The following is a 14,849-nucleotide window of genomic DNA, read 5'->3' as shown; positions in this document are numbered from 1 at the left end:
ATTCGGGTGAGCCGGTCACTCGACCGGGCCTGCCTCGACCTCCTCCCGGCTCGTCTCGCGCAGCACGCCGTCCGCCATCAGCAGCCAGCGGGTGATCCCCACCGAGTCCAGGAACGGCAGGTCGTGGCTCGCGACCAGCAGCGCGCCCTCGTACGACTCCAGGGCCGAAGTCAGCCGGCGCACGCTCGCCATGTCCAGGTTGTTCGTCGGCTCGTCCAGGAGCAGCAGCTGGGGCGCGGGCTCGGCGAGCATCAGCGCGGCCAGCGCCGCCCGGAAGCGTTCGCCCCCGGAGAGCGTGCCCGCGAGCTGGTCGGCCCGCGCGCCCCGGAACAGGAAGCGGGCGAGCCGGGCCCGGACCCGGTTCGTGGTGGCGTCCGGCGCGAACCGGGCCACGTTCTGCGCGACCGTCGCCGTGTCGTCCAGCACGTCCAGCCGCTGGGGCAGGAAGCGGAGCGGGACGTGTGCCCGCGCCTCGCCCGCCATCGGCGCCAGCTCCCCGGCGACGGTCCGCAGCAGGGTCGTCTTGCCCGAGCCGTTGCGCCCGACGAGCGCGATCCGCTCCGGGCCGCGCAGATCGAGGATGCCCTCGACGCGCGCCCCGAAGACCGTCTCCAGCTTCTCCAGGGTGAGCACCTGGCGGCCGGGCGGTACGGCGGTGTACGGCAGGTCGACGCGGATCTCGTCGTCGTCCCGTACCGCATCCACCGCCTCGTCCAGTCGGTCGCGCGCCTCGGCGAGCCGCTCCTCGTGCAGGATGCGGTGCTTGCCCGCCGACTCCTGGGCGGCGCGTTTGCGGGCGCCCATCACGATCTTCGGCTCGCGCTTGGAGTCGTACATCTTCTGCCCGTACCGCTTGCGGCGGGCCAACTTGGTCTGGGCGTCCGACAGTTCGCGTTTCTGCCTGCGTACGTCGGCCTCGGCTGCGCGCACCGTGCGCTCGGCGGCCTCCTGTTCCACGGCCAACGCCTCCTCGTAGGCGGTGTAGTTGCCGCCGTACCAGGTGACCGTGCCGGAGCGCAGGTCCGCGATCCGGTCGACCAGGTCGAGCAGTTCACGGTCGTGGCTGACCACCACGAGGACGCCGGGCCAGGCGGCGACGGCCGCGTAGAGGCGTCTGCGGGCGTACAGATCGAGGTTGTTGGTGGGCTCGTCCAGGAGCAGGACATCCGGGCGACGCAGCAGGAGTGCGGCCAGTCGCAGCAACACGGCCTCGCCGCCGGAGAGTTCGCCCACCGTGCGGTCCAGATCGAGGTGGCCCAGGCCGAGTTCGCCGAGGGTGGCCAGGGCGCGCTCCTCGACGTCCCAGTCGTCGCCGAGGGTGTCGAAGTGCTCCTCGGCGGCGTCGCCCGCCTCGATGGCGTGCAGGGCGGACCGCCGGGCGGCGATGCCCAGGGCCTCGTCCACGCGCAGACCGGTGTCGAGCGTGACGTGCTGCGGAAGGTGGCCGATCTCGCCGGCCGCCTTCACGGTGCCGCCGGAGGGGGTGAGCTCACCGGAGATCAGCTTCAACAGGGTTGATTTTCCGGACCCGTTGGTGCCGACGAGGCCGGTGCGGCCGGGGCCGAACGCGATGTCGAGGCCGTCCAGGACGGTGGTGCCGTCGGGCCAGGCGAAGGAGAGGGAGGTACAGGTGAGTGACGCGGGTGCGGATGACATGGAGCCTCGCGGAATGCCGGTGCGGTCGGTGGGCGCGTGTCGAGACACCGCGAGGCGGAAACCGGGGACCAGGGGAGGCGGGAGAAAGGGCCTGCGTCTGGAGGACGGCTCGGACGCCGAGGTCGTACGCCACGTACACCCCGGGGGGTGTGAACGCGGTGTCTCAGAACCTCAGACGAGCAACGTCCTACTCCGATCGACGACAACAGAACCGCTGTACACCGTAGGAGCGGCCAGGAGGACTGTCAAAGGATTTACCCGGCGCCCCCGAGCCGGACAGGAGCGCTCGGCAGGAGCGCTCGGCAGGCGTCCTCGGCGGGTGCGCTCAGCAGGCATCCCGCATCAGCTCGGCCAGACCGTCGTCCAGGTCCAGCTGGAGGTGCTCCAGGCCCACGGGCACCAGCTCGGCGGTGGCCGCGAGGAAACGCCGTACGTCGCCGGAGCGCAGATGCACCACCGCCATGCCCTCGGGGGCGTGGAACTCCAGGACGGTCCGGTCGTACCCGTAGGGGCGGACCCGGACGTCTCCCTGACCCTCCGCGCCGGTCAGCCCGGCGGAGAGCAGTTCGCGGGAGAAGGTCCAGCAGATCTCCACGCCCGCGAGGGTGGCCGGGGCCGGGAAGGTCATACGGACGGCGAAGGGGTCCTGCCGGTCGTAGTGCAGCGTGACGGGAATGGTCGGCATGCGCGGGGCGGCCGCGACCAGCCGCGCCTCCACTACCTGCTCGATGGTGGACAACACCTTGCTCCCTCGTGACGGCCGGACGTCCTCGGGGCGTCCGGCGACCTGATACCCGGAGAGACGACGGAAGCGGCCGTTCCGTGCACATGGAGGGAACGTGACGTCCGTCACCGTAGGGGTGCATCCGGTGGGCCCGCGCGAACTGGGTACCCGGGCGGTGTCCCCTAAGGGCGGGGATGTGCGGATGACGACGACGGCACGACGATGACGACGACGGCACGACGACGGGAGTGACCATGCCTGCCGGTTCCAGCCCCAAGCGCGAGCGCCAGTACGAGCACATCAAGGAGAGCGAGCTGGAGCGGGGCGCGAGCACCGACCGGGCCGAGGAGATCGCCGCGCGCACGGTCAACAAGGAGCGCGCCCGCACCGGCGAATCGAAGAGCGCGAGCCGCAGCTCGACCGAGGACATGTCCTCCGGCGAGCGCGGCGGCAGGCGGTCGGGCAGGGGCTCCGGCGGCCCGACCTACGACCAGCTCTACAACGAGGCCAGGCAGCGCGACATCCACGGCCGCTCCGACATGAACAAGGAGCAGCTGCGGCAGGCCCTGGACGAGAAGAAGAGCTGAGGATCAGCCCAGGTTCTCCCGGTACCGCTCCAGCCCGGGCGCCGTCTTCGTCGCGGTGAACTCGGTGACGCGGTACTCGCACACCCCGGCGGTGACGAACGGATCGCCCGCCACGACCTCCTCGATGGCCGCCCGGTCCGCACCGACGGCCAGGATGATCCCGCCGTCACGCGGGTTCTTCCGCCCGGAGGCCAGGAAGACCCCCTGGTCGTACTGCTCGTCCAGCCAGCTCACATGCGCGGCGAGAGCGGCCTCGACGGCGTCGAGCGGGGCGGTATAGGTCAATTCGAGCACGAACATGATCGCGAGCGTACCGTCCGCCGTCGTACAGTCGGCCCCACCATGACGAAGATCGCACCGGTGCCCGAGGGCTGGCCCACCACGGAGACGGAGGCCCGCGCGGTCCAGGACGCGCTGTGTGCCCGGGTGATCCTGGACGAGCCGGGACCGGAGCCGGGCACGGGCCACGTCACCGGCCTGGACGTGGCCTACGACGACGAACGCGACCTGGTGGCAGCGGCGGCTGTCGTCCTGGACGCGGCCACACTGGAGACGGTCGCGGAGTCGACGGCCGTCGGCCGCGTCTCCTTCCCCTACATCCCCGGTCTGCTCGCCTTCCGCGAGATCCCGACCCTCCTGGCCGCCCTGTCGCAGCTCCCCTGCCCGCCGGGCCTCCTGGTCTGCGACGGCTACGGCCTCGCCCACCCCCGCCGCTTCGGCCTCGCCTGCCACCTCGGCGTCCTGACGGACCTCCCCGCGATGGGCGTGGCGAAGAACCCCTTCACCTTCACCCACCCCGAACCCGCCGCCCCGCGCGGCAGCACGGCCCCCCTCCTGGACGGCGCGGAAGAGGTCGGCCAGGCACTCCGTACCCGCGACGGCGTCAAGCCGGTCTACGTCTCGGCAGGCCACCGCGTCACCCTCCCCGCCGCCGTCGCCCACACCCTGGCGCTGACCCCGAAGTACCGCCTCCCGGAGACGACCCGCAGGGCGGACGCGCTGTGCCGGCGGGCGTTGCGGGAGGCGGTGGGGGAGATCGGATGACGCCGGGGGCTCACCCGGTGGGGGTCCAGTCGGCGTTCGCGCCGCACACCACCAGGCAGGGCCGTTCTCCGGGAACCCGGCCGGCGAGCCAGGCCGCGAACGGGATCGCCGCGGCCGGTTCTGCGGCGATCCGGCACTGCTCCCACAGCAGGTCCCGGGCCGCGAGGATCTCCTCGTCGCCGACCAGCACCGACGCCACGTCGTGGGCGGCGAGGACGGCGTAGGGAAGGGCTCCGGCCCGGCTCGCGCCGGTCGCGGAGGCGGCGACGGAGTCCACCGCCGAGTCCGTGGGACCGCCCGCCGCGAGCGCGTCGTGCAGACAGCGGCAGTGCTCCGGCTCGACGGCGACGACGCGGCGTCCGCCGGAGACGGCATCGCGTCCGCCCGGGGTGGTATTGCGTCCGCCCGGGGTGGTACCGGCACCGGGTGCGGCGAGGGCGAGGGCCGTACCGGCCGCCAGTCCTCCGCCGCCGACCGCCACCACGACGGAGTCGACGTCCGGGGCGTCGGCGAGGATCTCGGCCGCCACCGTCCCCTGTCCGGCGACCACGGCGGGGTCGTCGTAGGGATGCACGAACCGGTGCCCCGGCCGCGCCGCGGCCTCCTCCGCCGCCGAGGCGGCCTCGGCGAAGGTGGCGCCGTGCCGGACCAGTCGCGCGCCGGTGGCCTCGATGCGGCGGGCCTTCGCCTCCGGAACCGTCCGGGGTACGTAGACCGTCGCGGACATCCCGAGGAGGGAGGCCGCTGTCGCGACCGCGAGGCCGTGGTTGCCGCCCGACGCGGCCACCACGTGGTCGTCCGAGGGTCCGGAGAGCATCGCGTTGAGCGCGCCGCGCAGCTTGAACGAGCCGCTGCGCTGGAGGTACTCCAGCTTCAGCAGGACGCGACGGCCGCCGGTCTCCACGTCGAGCAGGGGAGTACGGCGGACGTAGGGACGGATGCGGTCGGCGGCGGCGCGTACGTCGGAGGCGGAGGGCGTGAGGGTCGGACTCGTCATGCGGTCATCCTTCGCGGGCCGCTCCCGTTAGCACAAGCGGCGATCGGTAAGCCGCCGTTAGCGCTGCTTACGATGGGCCCATGGTGCGAGAGCTGGACGTCAACCGTCTCCGGGTCCTGGTCGAGGTGGCGCACGCCGGGTCCATCGCGGAGGCGGCGCGCACGCTGGCCTTCACGCCGTCGGCGCTGTCCCAGCAGATCGCCAAGCTGGAGGCGGAGCTGGGCGCCCGGCTGCTGGAGCGCCGCCCGGGCGGAGTCGTCCCGACGCCGGTCGGCGCGGTCCTGGTCGAGCACGGCGAGCGGGTGATCGGCGCGCTGCGCCAGGCGCGCACCGCCGTCGACGCCGCGCTCGGCGCCCAGCCGCGGCACCTCGCGCTCGGCTCCTTCGCCACCGCAGCCCAGACGCTGGTCCCGATGGCGCTGGCTGAACTCAAGAGCCGTTATCCAGAAGCCGAGTTGTCGCTCGTGGACATCGAACCGCCCGACGGCTACGGCCTGGTGACCTCGGGCGACCTCGACGTACTGATCACCCACCGCTATCCCGGCGTGCCACCGACTTCGCATCCCGGCCTGGAGCGGCGGCCGTTGCTCGACGACCCGCTGCGGCTCGTACTGCCGTCCGGCCACCAACTCGCCCCGCGCACACCCGGCATCGACCTCGCCCGGCTCGCGGAGGACACCTGGATCTCCGGCGCCCTGGGCATCCCGAACCGGGTCTGTCTGGAACACCTCGCGCGACAGGCGGAGTTCGAGCCCCGTGTGGCCTACGAGTCCGCCGATTACCACGTCATCCTGGCCCTGGTGGGCGCCGGTCTCGGCATCGCGCTCGTCCCTGAGACCGTGCTCGCCGGTGCGGACCGGAGCCGGGTCGCGGTGCGCGAGTTGCGCGGGCCCACCCCGGCACGCGAGATCGCCGTCGTCCACCGCCGACGGCCGACCGTACTCGTCCGGGAACTGACGGCCTTCCTGCGTGCGGCGGCCGATGCCGTGAGCGGAGGCGGGGCCCGAAAGGAAGGGGGAGCTGGATCCGGCCCGGCGAGGCGCCCGGCCGGTCCCGGGGCGGGCTGATCACGAAGATCCACCACGACCTGGTTGTTGCGGGTCAGGACGTTGGTGACGTGAGTTGTCGGCAGATCAGCCGGTGGGCAAGTTGTGCCGTCGCGAGCAGGTCCTCGCGAGCTGTGTCGAGGTTGGATCGCACTGACAATCCGTGCCAGACGGATTGGATGAGCCCGGTCAGGACCGCTGCGTTGGTGCCCGCGGCCAGTTCCCCGTCCTGGACGGCTCGTTCGATGCGTACGAGGAGGGCCTGCTCGTTCGAGCTGTGCAGTGCGGCGATGTAGGCGCTGGTGTCGAGCGTGCTCGTACTGTCGGTCATCACGGCGCTGCTGATGAGACATCCGGGATGGGTGTCGCTTGGCCGGGTGAACTCGTGGACCGAGTCGGTGAGGATGCGTTCGACGACCGTCTGGACGTCCTTCTCGGCGACGGCCTGCTGGTAGATCTCGCGGTAACGCTCGGCGTAGGTCCGCACCGCTTCCTCGAACAGTCCGGCCTTGCTGCCGAAGGCGGCGTAGAGGCTGGAGGTGGAGAGCCCGAGGGCCGCGGTCAGGGCGCGGGTCGAGGTGCCGGAGTAACCGCGTCGCCAGAAGAGGCGAGCGGCGTCGAGGACCGCGCGGTCGCGGTCGAAGGCTCGCGGTCGTCCACGGTTGCGTTCGGTCACTCTTGCATTGTAGATCGTTCGCTCCATAATTGATTTATGGAGCGAACGATTCAGAAGAGGTTGTCGGTCGGCGGGGACAGCTGGGTCACGGTCGATGTGTACGGGGAGCCGGATGCTCCGGGCCTCGTCGTCGTCCCGGGCGTGATGAGTGATGCGCATACGTGGCGCCACGTTGCGGGCGCCGTCGACGCGTGGCCCTCAGTGGTAGTCGTCAACCGTCGGGGACGCGCTTCCTCGGGGCCGCTGACCCATTCCTACTCGCTGCGAACCGAGGTTGAGGACCTCGGCGCGGTCCTTGACGAGTTCGACAATGCGAGGGCCCTCTTCGGCTGGAGCTACGGCGGCTTGATCGGTTTGCTGGCCGCCAACGATCGCCCGATTCCCCAGGTGATCGCCTACGAGCCGGTGATGCAGCCGTTCGGACACCATGCACTGGCAGACCTGAAGAGCGCGGCGGAGACGGCGGACTGGGATCGCTGCGTCGAGATCGTCAATCGGCAGATCTCCGGCTTCTCCGCAGCACATGTCGAGGACCTTCGGGCCGATTCTCACAGTTGGGCGATACTGCGTCGCTTGAGCGGACCGCTGTACGCCGAACTCGGCGCGCTCAACGCGGCGCCGCCTCCGGATGTGATGGCACGACAGGCAGATCAAGTCGACCTGATCATCGGCCGGCGCAATCGCGGAACGGCCCCCTACGGAACGTCGTTCGACCACGTACGGCAGCGCGTCGCTCACGCCGAAGTCCACGAACTCCCCGGCCAGGGCCACCTGGCCCACATTGAGGCGCCGGAAGAGCTGGGCCGCCTGCTCAACAACCTCGCCGCCACCTGATGGGCACCCATGCCGACGCACCGCTCTCCATCGAGGGCCGGTTCAGGTGCCGGAACCCGCCGAAGACGCCGACCCGGTGCGACTCCCCCCCCATTAACGCGCTTTCGAGTGGCAGAAGTTGGGAGAGTCCAAGTTCTGCCTAGCGGCACCGGACCGCGTACAGGCCACCGTGGAACACGGCCGAGTCGGTGACCGAGGCAGGGAGAGCGGACATGGACCGCGGGAATGCTCACGGAGTACGTGAACCAGCACGTCTCTCCGCTCCTGCGGCGTACGCACTCGGACGGCATACGTAGGGCGTTGTGCAGCGCGGATGCTGAACAGACGTACCTGCTCGGATGGATGGCCTTCGACAACGGCGAACACGGCACTGCACAGCGCTACTTGATTCAGGCGCTCCGCCTGGCGGAAGAGTCGGAGGACGCGGCACTCGGAGCGCATGTTCTCGCAGGTATGGCGGATCAAGCGACGCTGCTCGGCAACCCTGTTGAGGGCCGCCGGTTGACGCAGTCCGGGCGGCAACGGCTACGAGACACGCACGCACCCGCCTGTCTGGCGGACCTTTGGGCGTTGGAAGCCCGTGCGCTCGCCGTGCTCGGGGATGAACGGGGAACCGCGCGGGCCGTGCTGCGTTCGGAAGCCGCGTTCGCCCGTGTGGTGCGAGAGAACGAGCCGGAGTGGGCCAAGTTCATTGACGGGGCCTATCTGCACGGCGAGTACGCCAATGCCTTCCGCGATCTTCAGCAGCCCGAGCACAGCGCGGAGCACGCCCGACAGTCCATCGAGTACGCCCGCTCCCAGAACCGAGCGCGACGCGGAGCGATGTCCCACGCCGCCCTTGCCGTCTCGCACCTCCAGCGCGGGGACCTCGAAGCCGCGCACGCGACGGGCGTGCGCACGCTGGAACTCGCGAGGCGCGTGAAGTCCTCACGAAGCGTCGAAGCGGTTCAGGACGTGCAGCGGCGCATGATCCCGTTTGACCGGCACGCCCTCGTCGTCGACTTCAACGAGCGTGTCCGGCAGCTCGTAGCCGCTGCGTAGCGGAGGGGCTGGTTCGGGAACCGACGGCCGTGGCCCTACCGCTCCGCGACCACCCGAAACCCGATCCCCGCCCCCCGCAGCCGCTCCGTCAGCGCGTCCCCCATCGCCGTCACCGTCGTGACCTGCCCAGACACCGGGGGATTGTCGTCGAAGGCCAGGGACAGGGCCGCCTCCGCGAACATCTTCGCCGTCTCGTCGTAGCCAGGGTCGCCGCCCGTGACCTCGGTGTAGACGCGGTGGCCGTCGCCCTCGCCGATGAAGCGGATGCGGAACCAGCTGCGGGCGCGGCGTTCGGGGCTGGGGCCGTCGCCGGGGCGGAGGCGGGAGGAGAGGAAGCGGCGGACGGGTGGGAGCTGGGCGGCGCCGGCGAGGGCGCCGGTGGCGGCGATGGCGCCCGCGGCGACGGGCAGGTGGCGTACGGCGGCGTAGTGGCGGTAGCGGAAGTCGGGGCCGTAGCGGTCGAGGGAGCGGGCGGAGCGGCGGACGATCTGGGGGTCGATGGTGGGGAGCGGGAGCGCCCAGGCACCGATCTCCCCGGCGTAGCGAGGGGCGCCCAGCGGGGTCGTCACCCGGCGCGCGAGCAGGCGGGGCTCGTGGCGGGCGCGGTCGCGGGCGGCGGCCAGCATCCTGCCGCCGCGGGCGAACTGGCCCAGCACGGAGGCCAGGGTGCCGCCGGAGAAGGACGCGTCCGCGGTCACGAAGCCGTCCACGGTGAGCGGCACGCCCTCGGGCAGCTGCCGGACCGTGAAGTACGCGCCCAGGTCGTGCGGCACCGAGTCGAAGCCGCATGCGTGCACCAGACGGGCGCCGGTCTCCCGGGCGCGCGCGTCGTGCCGTACGTACACCAGGTCCACGAACTCCGGCTCGCCGGTGAGGTCGAGATAGTCGGTGCCCGCCTCCGCGCAGGCGGCGACCAGGTCCTCGCCGTAGGTGACGTACGGGCCGACCGTCGTGGCCACCACGCGAGCGTGCTCGGCGAGGGCGCGGAGGGTGCCCGGTTCGTGTACGTCGGCCCGCAGGACGCCGATGTCCTCGCCGTGCGGCAGTTCCGCGCGCAGCCGCTCCAGGCGGGCCTCGTCGCGGCCCGCGACAGCCCAGCGCAGTCCGGCGGGGGCGTGCGCGGCGAGGTAGCGCGCGGTCAGGGTGCCGACGAAACCGGTGGCTCCGAAGAGCACGATGTCGTAGGGACGGTCCGTCGTCTTCAGCCTGCTCATGACACCCCTGTCCGTGACACCCTTGTCCATGACACCTCTGTCCATGACGCTCCTGACCGTGCCACCCCTTGGTGGTACAGCCCGCGCCGCGCCGGTCGGCCGAGGCTAGCGTGAGCGGTACGGACCACGACCGGCGGGCCGGAGACGGCGGCGCGGGCGCCCGGGAATACCCGGAAGAAGCGGGCGAAGCCCGTCGGGCACTCGGCTAAGCGCTCGCTCGTTCAGGTCTTGTGCCCGGTGGAACGTCTTCCTAGCATCACCGGTGTTACATCGGTTGTGTCACACACGCTTGGGGGCTGACGGCATGACGACGGCAACGACGCCGGGGCAAGGGCCGCTCACCGGCGTGCGCGTGGTGGAGCTGGCTGGCATCGGCCCCGGCCCGTTCGCCGCGATGCTCCTCGCCGACCTCGGCGCGGACGTGGTCCGGGTGGACCGGCCGGGCGGCGCGGGCCTCGGCGTCGACCCGGCGTACGACGTGACCAACCGCAACAAGCGCTCCGTCGTCCTCGACCTCAAGGCCCCCGAAGGCCCCGCGCGCGTGCTCGACCTCGCCGAGCGCGCCGACGTCCTGATCGAGGGCTACCGCCCCGGCGTCGCCGAGCGTCTCGGCGTCGGCCCCGCCGACTGCCACGCCCGCAACCCCCGGCTGGTCTACGGCCGCATGACCGGCTGGGGCCAGGACGGCCCGCTCGCCCACCGCGCGGGCCACGACGCGGCCTACATCGCGCTCACCGGCACCCTCGGCATGATCGGCCGCCCCGGCGAGCCCCCGGCGCTGCCCGCCAACCTCCTCGGGGACTACGCGGGCGGCGCGCTCTACCTCGTCGTCGGCGTCCTCGCCGCCCTCCACCACGCGCGCGCCACCGGCACCGGACAGGTCGTGGACGCCGCGATCGTGGACGGCACCGCCCATCTCTCCGCCATGATCCACGGCATGCTCGCGGCGGGCGCCTGGCAGGACCGCCGCGCCGCCAACCTGCTGGACGGCGGCTGCCCGTACTACGGCACGTACGAGACCGCCGACGGCCGGTACATGGCGGTGGGCGCCCTGGAGGCCAGGTTCTACGGCGAGTTCCTGCGCCTGCTCGGCCTGGACGGGCTCGCCGACGCCCACCACGACCTCACCCGCTGGCCCGAGCTGCGCGAGCGGATCGCGGCCCGCTTCAAGTCCCGTACCCGCGAGGAGTGGACGGCGGTCTTCACGGACTCCGACGCCTGCGTGGCCCCCGTGCTCTCCCTGACCGAGGCCCCGCACCACCCCCACCTCGCCGCGCGCGGCACCTTCACCGACCACGCGGGCCTCACCCAGCCCGCCCCCGCCCCCCGTTTCTCCGCCACCCCCACCGCCGTCCGCACCGGCCCCGCGCTGCCGGGCAGCGGCACAGCGGAGGTCGCCCGGGAGTGGGGGATTCCGGCACTGGATGACCGCCACGACGATCGCCACGACGATCGCCACGACGGCTCCCTCGCAGGCGCCGACTGACAGCGGCGACCCACGCGACACCCCCGCCCGGCCACCGGCCCACCCTCCCGAAAGGCACCCCAGTGAGCAGCGAAGCGTACGTGTACGACGCGATCCGCACCCCGCGCGGCCGCGGCAAGGCGAACGGCGCCCTGCACGGCACCAAGCCCGTCGACCTCGTCGTCGGCCTCATCCATGAACTGCGCGGCCGTTACCCGGACCTGGACCCGGCCGCCATCGACGACATCGTGCTCGGCGTCGTCGGCCCGGTCGGCGACCAGGGCTCGGACATCGCCCGTATCGCCGCCGTCGCCGCGGGGCTCCCGGACACCGTGGCGGGCGTCCAGGAGAACCGCTTCTGTGCCTCGGGTCTGGAGGCCGTCAACATGGCCGCCGCCAAGATCCGCTCGGGCTGGGAGGACCTGGTGCTCGCGGGCGGCGTCGAGTCGATGTCCCGGGTGCCGATGGCGTCGGACGGCGGCGCCTGGTTCAACGACCCGATGACCAACCTGGCCACCAACTTCGTGCCGCAGGGCATCGGCGCCGACCTCATCGCCACCATCGAGGGCTTCTCCCGCCGCGACGTGGACGAGTACGCGGCCCTGTCCCAGGAGCGCGCCGCCACCGCGATCAAGGAGGGCCGCTTCGAGCGCTCCCTCGTCCCGGTCAGGGACCGCGCGGGCCTGACCGTCCTCGACCACGACGAGCACCCGCGCCCCGGCACCACCGCCGACTCCCTCGCGAAGCTCAAGCCGTCCTTCGCCGACATCGGCGAGCTCGGCGGCTTCGACGCGGTCGCGCTGCAGAAGTACCACTGGGTGGAGAAGATCGACCACGTCCACCACGCGGGCAACTCCTCCGGCATCGTGGACGGCGCCTCCCTGGTCGCCATCGGCTCGCGCGAGGTGGGGGAGCGGTACGGCCTCACCCCGCGCGCCCGGATCGTCTCCGCCGCCGTCTCCGGCTCCGAGCCCACCATCATGCTCACCGGCCCCGCCCCCGCGACCCGCAAGGCGCTGGCCAAGGCCGGGCTGACCATCGACGACATCGACCTGGTCGAGATCAACGAGGCGTTCGCCGCCGTCGTGCTCCGCTTCGTCAAGGACATGGGCCTGTCCCTGGACAAGGTCAACGTCAACGGCGGCGCCATCGCGCTCGGCCACCCCCTCGGCGCCACCGGCGCGATGATCCTCGGCACCCTCGTGGACGAACTGGAGCGCCAGGACAAGCGGTACGGCCTGGCCACCCTGTGCGTGGGCGGCGGCATGGGCATCGCCACGATCATCGAGCGGATCTGAACTCCCGGCGGAATCAGCGGAATCAGCGAAATCAGCGGGATCTGCGGGATCAAGAGACTTCTACGGAGACGACTGTCATGACCGAGAGCACCACCATCCGCTGGGAACAGGACGACACCGGTGTCGTCACCCTCGTCCTCGACGACCCCGGCCAGTCCGCGAACACCATGAACCAGGCGTTCCGCGACTCCCTCGCCGCGGTCACCGACCGCCTGGAGGCCGAGAAGGACTCGATCCGGGGCATCATCTTCACCTCGGCGAAGAAGACCTTCTTCGCGGGCGGCGACCTGCGCGACCTCATCCGGGTCACCCCCGAGACCGCGCAGGACCTCTTCGACGGCGGCCTCGCCATCAAGCGGAACCTGCGCCGTATCGAGACCCTGGGCATCCCGGTCGTCGCCGCGATCAACGGCGCGGCCCTCGGTGGCGGCTTCGAGATCGCCCTCGCCTGCCACCACCGCATCGCCCTCGACGCCCCCGGCTCCCGCATCGGCTGCCCCGAGGTCACCCTCGGCCTGCTCCCCGGCGGTGGCGGTGTCGCCCGTACCGTCCGGCTGCTCGGCATCACCGACGCGCTGCTGAAGGTCCTCCTCCAGGGCACCCAGTACAACCCGCGCCGCGCCCTGGACAACGGCCTCGTCCACGAGGTGGCCGAGACCCCGGAAGAGCTGATCGCGAAGGCCCGCGCCTTCATCGACGCCAACCCGGAATCGAAGCAGCCCTGGGACCAGCCCGGTTACCGCATCCCCGGCGGCACCCCGGCCAACCCCAAGTTCGCCGCCAACCTGCCCGCCTTCCCGGCCTCCCTGCGCAAGCAGACGAACGGCGCCCCCTACCCGGCCCCGCGCAACATCCTCGCGGCCGCCGTCGAGGGCGCCCAGGTCGACTTCGAGACGGCCCAGGTCATCGAGGCGCGCTACTTCGTGGAGCTGGCCGCCGGGCAGACCGCCAAGAACATGATCCAGGCGTTCTTCTTCGACCTCCAGGCCGTCAACTCCGGGGCCAACCGCCCGAAGGGCATCGAGCCCCGCAAGGTCCGCAAGGTCGCCGTCCTCGGTGCGGGCATGATGGGCGCGGGCATCGCCTACTCGTGCGCGCGCGCCGGGATCGAGGTCGTCCTCAAGGACGTCGCCCTGGAGGCGGCCGTCAAGGGCAAGGGCTACTCCGAGAAGCTGTGCGCCAAGGCCGTCGCCAAGGGCCGTACCAGCCAGGAGAAGGCCGACGCCCTGCTGGCCCGCATCACCCCGACCGCCGACGTGGCCGACCTCGCGGGCTGCGACGCGGTGATCGAGGCGGTCTTCGAGGACACCGCCCTCAAGCACAAGGTGTTCCAGGAGATCCAGTCCGTCGTCGAGCCCGACGCGCTGCTCTGCTCCAACACCTCCACGCTCCCCATCACCGCGCTGGCCGAAGGCGTCGAGCGGCAGGGCGACTTCATCGGACTGCACTTCTTCTCACCGGTCGACAAGATGCCCCTGGTCGAGATCATCAAGGGCGAGCGCACCGGCGACGAGACCCTGGCCCGCGCCTTCGACCTGGTCCGCCAGATCAACAAGACCCCGATCGTCGTCAACGACTCCCGCGGCTTCTTCACCTCCCGGGTGATCGGCCACTTCATCAACGAGGGCGTCGCGATGGTCGGCGAGGGCATCGAACCGGCCTCGGTGGAGCAGGCTGCGGCCCAGGCGGGCTACCCCGCCAAGGTCCTGTCCCTGATGGACGAGCTGACCCTGACCCTCCCGCGCAAGATCCGCGCCGAGACCCGCCGCGCCGTCGAGGAGGCGGGCGGCACCTGGACCCCGCACCCCGCCGACATCGTCGTGGACCGCCTGGTCGACGAGTTCGACCGCCCCGGCCGCAGCGGCGGCGCCGGCTTCTACGACTACGAGGACGGAAAGCGCGCGGGCCTCTGGCCGGGCCTGCGCGAGCACTTCACCAAGCCGGGGTACGAGATCCCCTTCCGCGACATGCAGGAGCGGATGCTCTTCGCCGAAGCCCTGGACACCGTACGGCTGTTGGAGGAGGGCGTCCTGACCTCCGTCGCCGACGCCAACATCGGCTCCATCCTCGGCATCGGCTTCCCCGGCTGGACCGGCGGCGTCCTCCAGTACATCAACGGCTACGAGGGCGGCCTGCCCGGGTTCGTAGGGCGGGCGCGGGAGTTGGCGGACCGCTACGGCGACCGCTTCAACCCGCCCGCGCTGCTGGTGGAGAAGGCGGAGAGAGGCGAGGTGTTCACAGACGCGCGCTGACGCGTCGTCGGGTGT

General features: G+C 71.7%; 13 protein-coding genes and 1 pseudogene. 8 read left to right on the top strand and 6 right to left on the bottom strand.

Features of this window, described 5'->3' with window-relative positions:
* Positions 1-15: 15 nt before the first annotated feature.
* Complete coding sequence (locus AB0E91_RS01835) at positions 16-1,656, bottom strand: ABC-F family ATP-binding cassette domain-containing protein (protein ID WP_361773600.1); 1,641 nt, start codon at positions 1,654-1,656, stop codon at positions 16-18.
* Between the two features lie 325 nt (positions 1,657-1,981).
* Positions 1,982-2,398: an SsgA family sporulation/cell division regulator gene (locus AB0E91_RS01830; RefSeq protein WP_361773597.1), complete on the bottom strand. Its 417-nt coding sequence runs from the start codon at positions 2,396-2,398 to the stop codon at positions 1,982-1,984.
* Positions 2,399-2,634: 236 nt separating this feature from the next.
* Here AB0E91_RS01830 and AB0E91_RS01825 point away from each other — a divergent pair, with 236 nt between their 5' ends.
* Positions 2,635-2,967, top strand: coding sequence for a plasmid stabilization protein (locus AB0E91_RS01825; protein WP_361773594.1), 333 nt, complete (start codon positions 2,635-2,637; stop codon positions 2,965-2,967).
* Positions 2,968-2,970: 3 nt separating this feature from the next.
* On the opposite strand, the gene AB0E91_RS01820 is transcribed toward AB0E91_RS01825, so the two are convergent.
* Entirely contained in the window at positions 2,971-3,267 is a 297-nt protein-coding gene (locus AB0E91_RS01820; RefSeq protein WP_361773591.1) for a YciI family protein, read from the bottom strand.
* A 42-nt stretch (positions 3,268-3,309) separates the two neighbouring features.
* Here AB0E91_RS01820 and AB0E91_RS01815 point away from each other — a divergent pair, with 42 nt between their 5' ends.
* Positions 3,310-4,011: an endonuclease V gene (locus tag AB0E91_RS01815; RefSeq protein ID WP_361773588.1), complete on the top strand. Its 702-nt coding sequence runs from the start codon at positions 3,310-3,312 to the stop codon at positions 4,009-4,011.
* A 10-nt stretch (positions 4,012-4,021) separates the two neighbouring features.
* On the opposite strand, the gene AB0E91_RS01810 is transcribed toward AB0E91_RS01815, so the two are convergent.
* Positions 4,022-5,008, bottom strand: coding sequence for a pyridoxal-phosphate dependent enzyme (locus AB0E91_RS01810; RefSeq protein ID WP_361773585.1), 987 nt, complete (start codon positions 5,006-5,008; stop codon positions 4,022-4,024).
* A gap of 80 nt (positions 5,009-5,088) precedes the next feature.
* On the opposite strand from AB0E91_RS01810, the gene AB0E91_RS01805 reads away from it, so the two are divergent.
* Positions 5,089-6,075: a LysR family transcriptional regulator gene (locus AB0E91_RS01805; protein ID WP_361773582.1), complete on the top strand. Its 987-nt coding sequence runs from the start codon at positions 5,089-5,091 to the stop codon at positions 6,073-6,075.
* Positions 6,076-6,109: 34 nt separating this feature from the next.
* Here the strand turns inward: AB0E91_RS01805 and AB0E91_RS01800 are convergent, their stop codons facing one another.
* Complete coding sequence (locus tag AB0E91_RS01800; RefSeq protein WP_361773579.1) at positions 6,110-6,730, bottom strand: TetR/AcrR family transcriptional regulator; 621 nt, start codon at positions 6,728-6,730, stop codon at positions 6,110-6,112.
* Positions 6,731-6,766: 36 nt separating this feature from the next.
* Between AB0E91_RS01800 and AB0E91_RS01795 the strand changes: the two genes are divergently transcribed.
* Both AB0E91_RS01795 and AB0E91_RS01790 read left to right on the top strand, forming a co-directional pair.
* A complete protein-coding gene (locus tag AB0E91_RS01795) occupies positions 6,767-7,564 on the top strand; it encodes an alpha/beta hydrolase (protein WP_361773576.1) in 798 nt (265 codons plus the stop codon).
* Between the two features lie 225 nt (positions 7,565-7,789).
* Positions 7,790-8,605, top strand: a pseudogene (locus tag AB0E91_RS01790) (transcriptional regulator); the annotation flags it as partial.
* Positions 8,606-8,640: 35 nt separating this feature from the next.
* On the opposite strand, the gene AB0E91_RS01785 reads toward AB0E91_RS01790, so the two are convergent.
* On the bottom strand, positions 8,641-9,819 hold the full coding sequence (locus tag AB0E91_RS01785) for a saccharopine dehydrogenase NADP-binding domain-containing protein (protein WP_361775103.1): 1,179 nt from the start codon (positions 9,817-9,819) through the stop codon (positions 8,641-8,643).
* Between the two features lie 304 nt (positions 9,820-10,123).
* Here AB0E91_RS01785 and AB0E91_RS01780 point away from each other — a divergent pair, with 304 nt between their 5' ends.
* The 3 genes from AB0E91_RS01780 to AB0E91_RS01770 all read left to right on the top strand — a co-directional run bounded on the left by AB0E91_RS01780 (position 10,124) and on the right by AB0E91_RS01770 (position 14,834).
* A complete protein-coding gene (locus tag AB0E91_RS01780) occupies positions 10,124-11,305 on the top strand; it encodes a CaiB/BaiF CoA-transferase family protein (RefSeq protein ID WP_361773573.1) in 1,182 nt (393 codons plus the stop codon).
* 62 nt (positions 11,306-11,367) lie between these two features.
* Positions 11,368-12,582 carry an acetyl-CoA C-acetyltransferase gene (locus AB0E91_RS01775; protein ID WP_361773570.1) on the top strand — a complete coding sequence of 405 codons (1,215 nt, stop codon included), beginning with the start codon at positions 11,368-11,370 and terminating at the stop codon, positions 12,580-12,582.
* 77 nt (positions 12,583-12,659) lie between these two features.
* Positions 12,660-14,834, top strand: a complete 2,175-nt coding sequence (locus tag AB0E91_RS01770; protein ID WP_361773567.1) for a 3-hydroxyacyl-CoA dehydrogenase NAD-binding domain-containing protein — start codon at positions 12,660-12,662, stop codon at positions 14,832-14,834.
* The last annotated feature ends 15 nt before the right edge of the window (positions 14,835-14,849 follow it).

This window comes from Streptomyces sp. NPDC026659 (assembly GCF_040638245.1).
In the GTDB taxonomy this organism is placed as follows: Bacteria; Actinomycetota; Actinomycetes; order Streptomycetales; family Streptomycetaceae; genus Streptomyces.
The sequence above is the reverse complement of the archived record's forward strand: the minus strand, read 5'-3'. Positions and strand labels throughout refer to the sequence as shown.

Coding starts and splice junctions, on each gene's coding strand:
- AB0E91_RS01810 (WP_361773585.1), bottom strand. CDS start 5,008: ATGACGAGTCCGACCCTCACGCCCTCCGCCTCCGACGTACGCGCCGCC.
- AB0E91_RS01835 (WP_361773600.1), bottom strand. CDS start 1,656: ATGTCATCCGCACCCGCGTCACTCACCTGTACCTCCCTCTCCTTCGCC.
- AB0E91_RS01785 (WP_361775103.1), bottom strand. CDS start 9,819: ATGAGCAGGCTGAAGACGACGGACCGTCCCTACGACATCGTGCTCTTC.
- AB0E91_RS01780 (WP_361773573.1), top strand. CDS start 10,124: ATGACGACGGCAACGACGCCGGGGCAAGGGCCGCTCACCGGCGTGCGC.
- AB0E91_RS01825 (WP_361773594.1), top strand. CDS start 2,635: ATGCCTGCCGGTTCCAGCCCCAAGCGCGAGCGCCAGTACGAGCACATC.
- AB0E91_RS01805 (WP_361773582.1), top strand. CDS start 5,089: ATGGTGCGAGAGCTGGACGTCAACCGTCTCCGGGTCCTGGTCGAGGTG.
- AB0E91_RS01770 (WP_361773567.1), top strand. CDS start 12,660: ATGACCGAGAGCACCACCATCCGCTGGGAACAGGACGACACCGGTGTC.
- AB0E91_RS01815 (WP_361773588.1), top strand. CDS start 3,310: ATGACGAAGATCGCACCGGTGCCCGAGGGCTGGCCCACCACGGAGACG.
- AB0E91_RS01820 (WP_361773591.1), bottom strand. CDS start 3,267: ATGTTCGTGCTCGAATTGACCTATACCGCCCCGCTCGACGCCGTCGAG.
- AB0E91_RS01795 (WP_361773576.1), top strand. CDS start 6,767: ATGGAGCGAACGATTCAGAAGAGGTTGTCGGTCGGCGGGGACAGCTGG.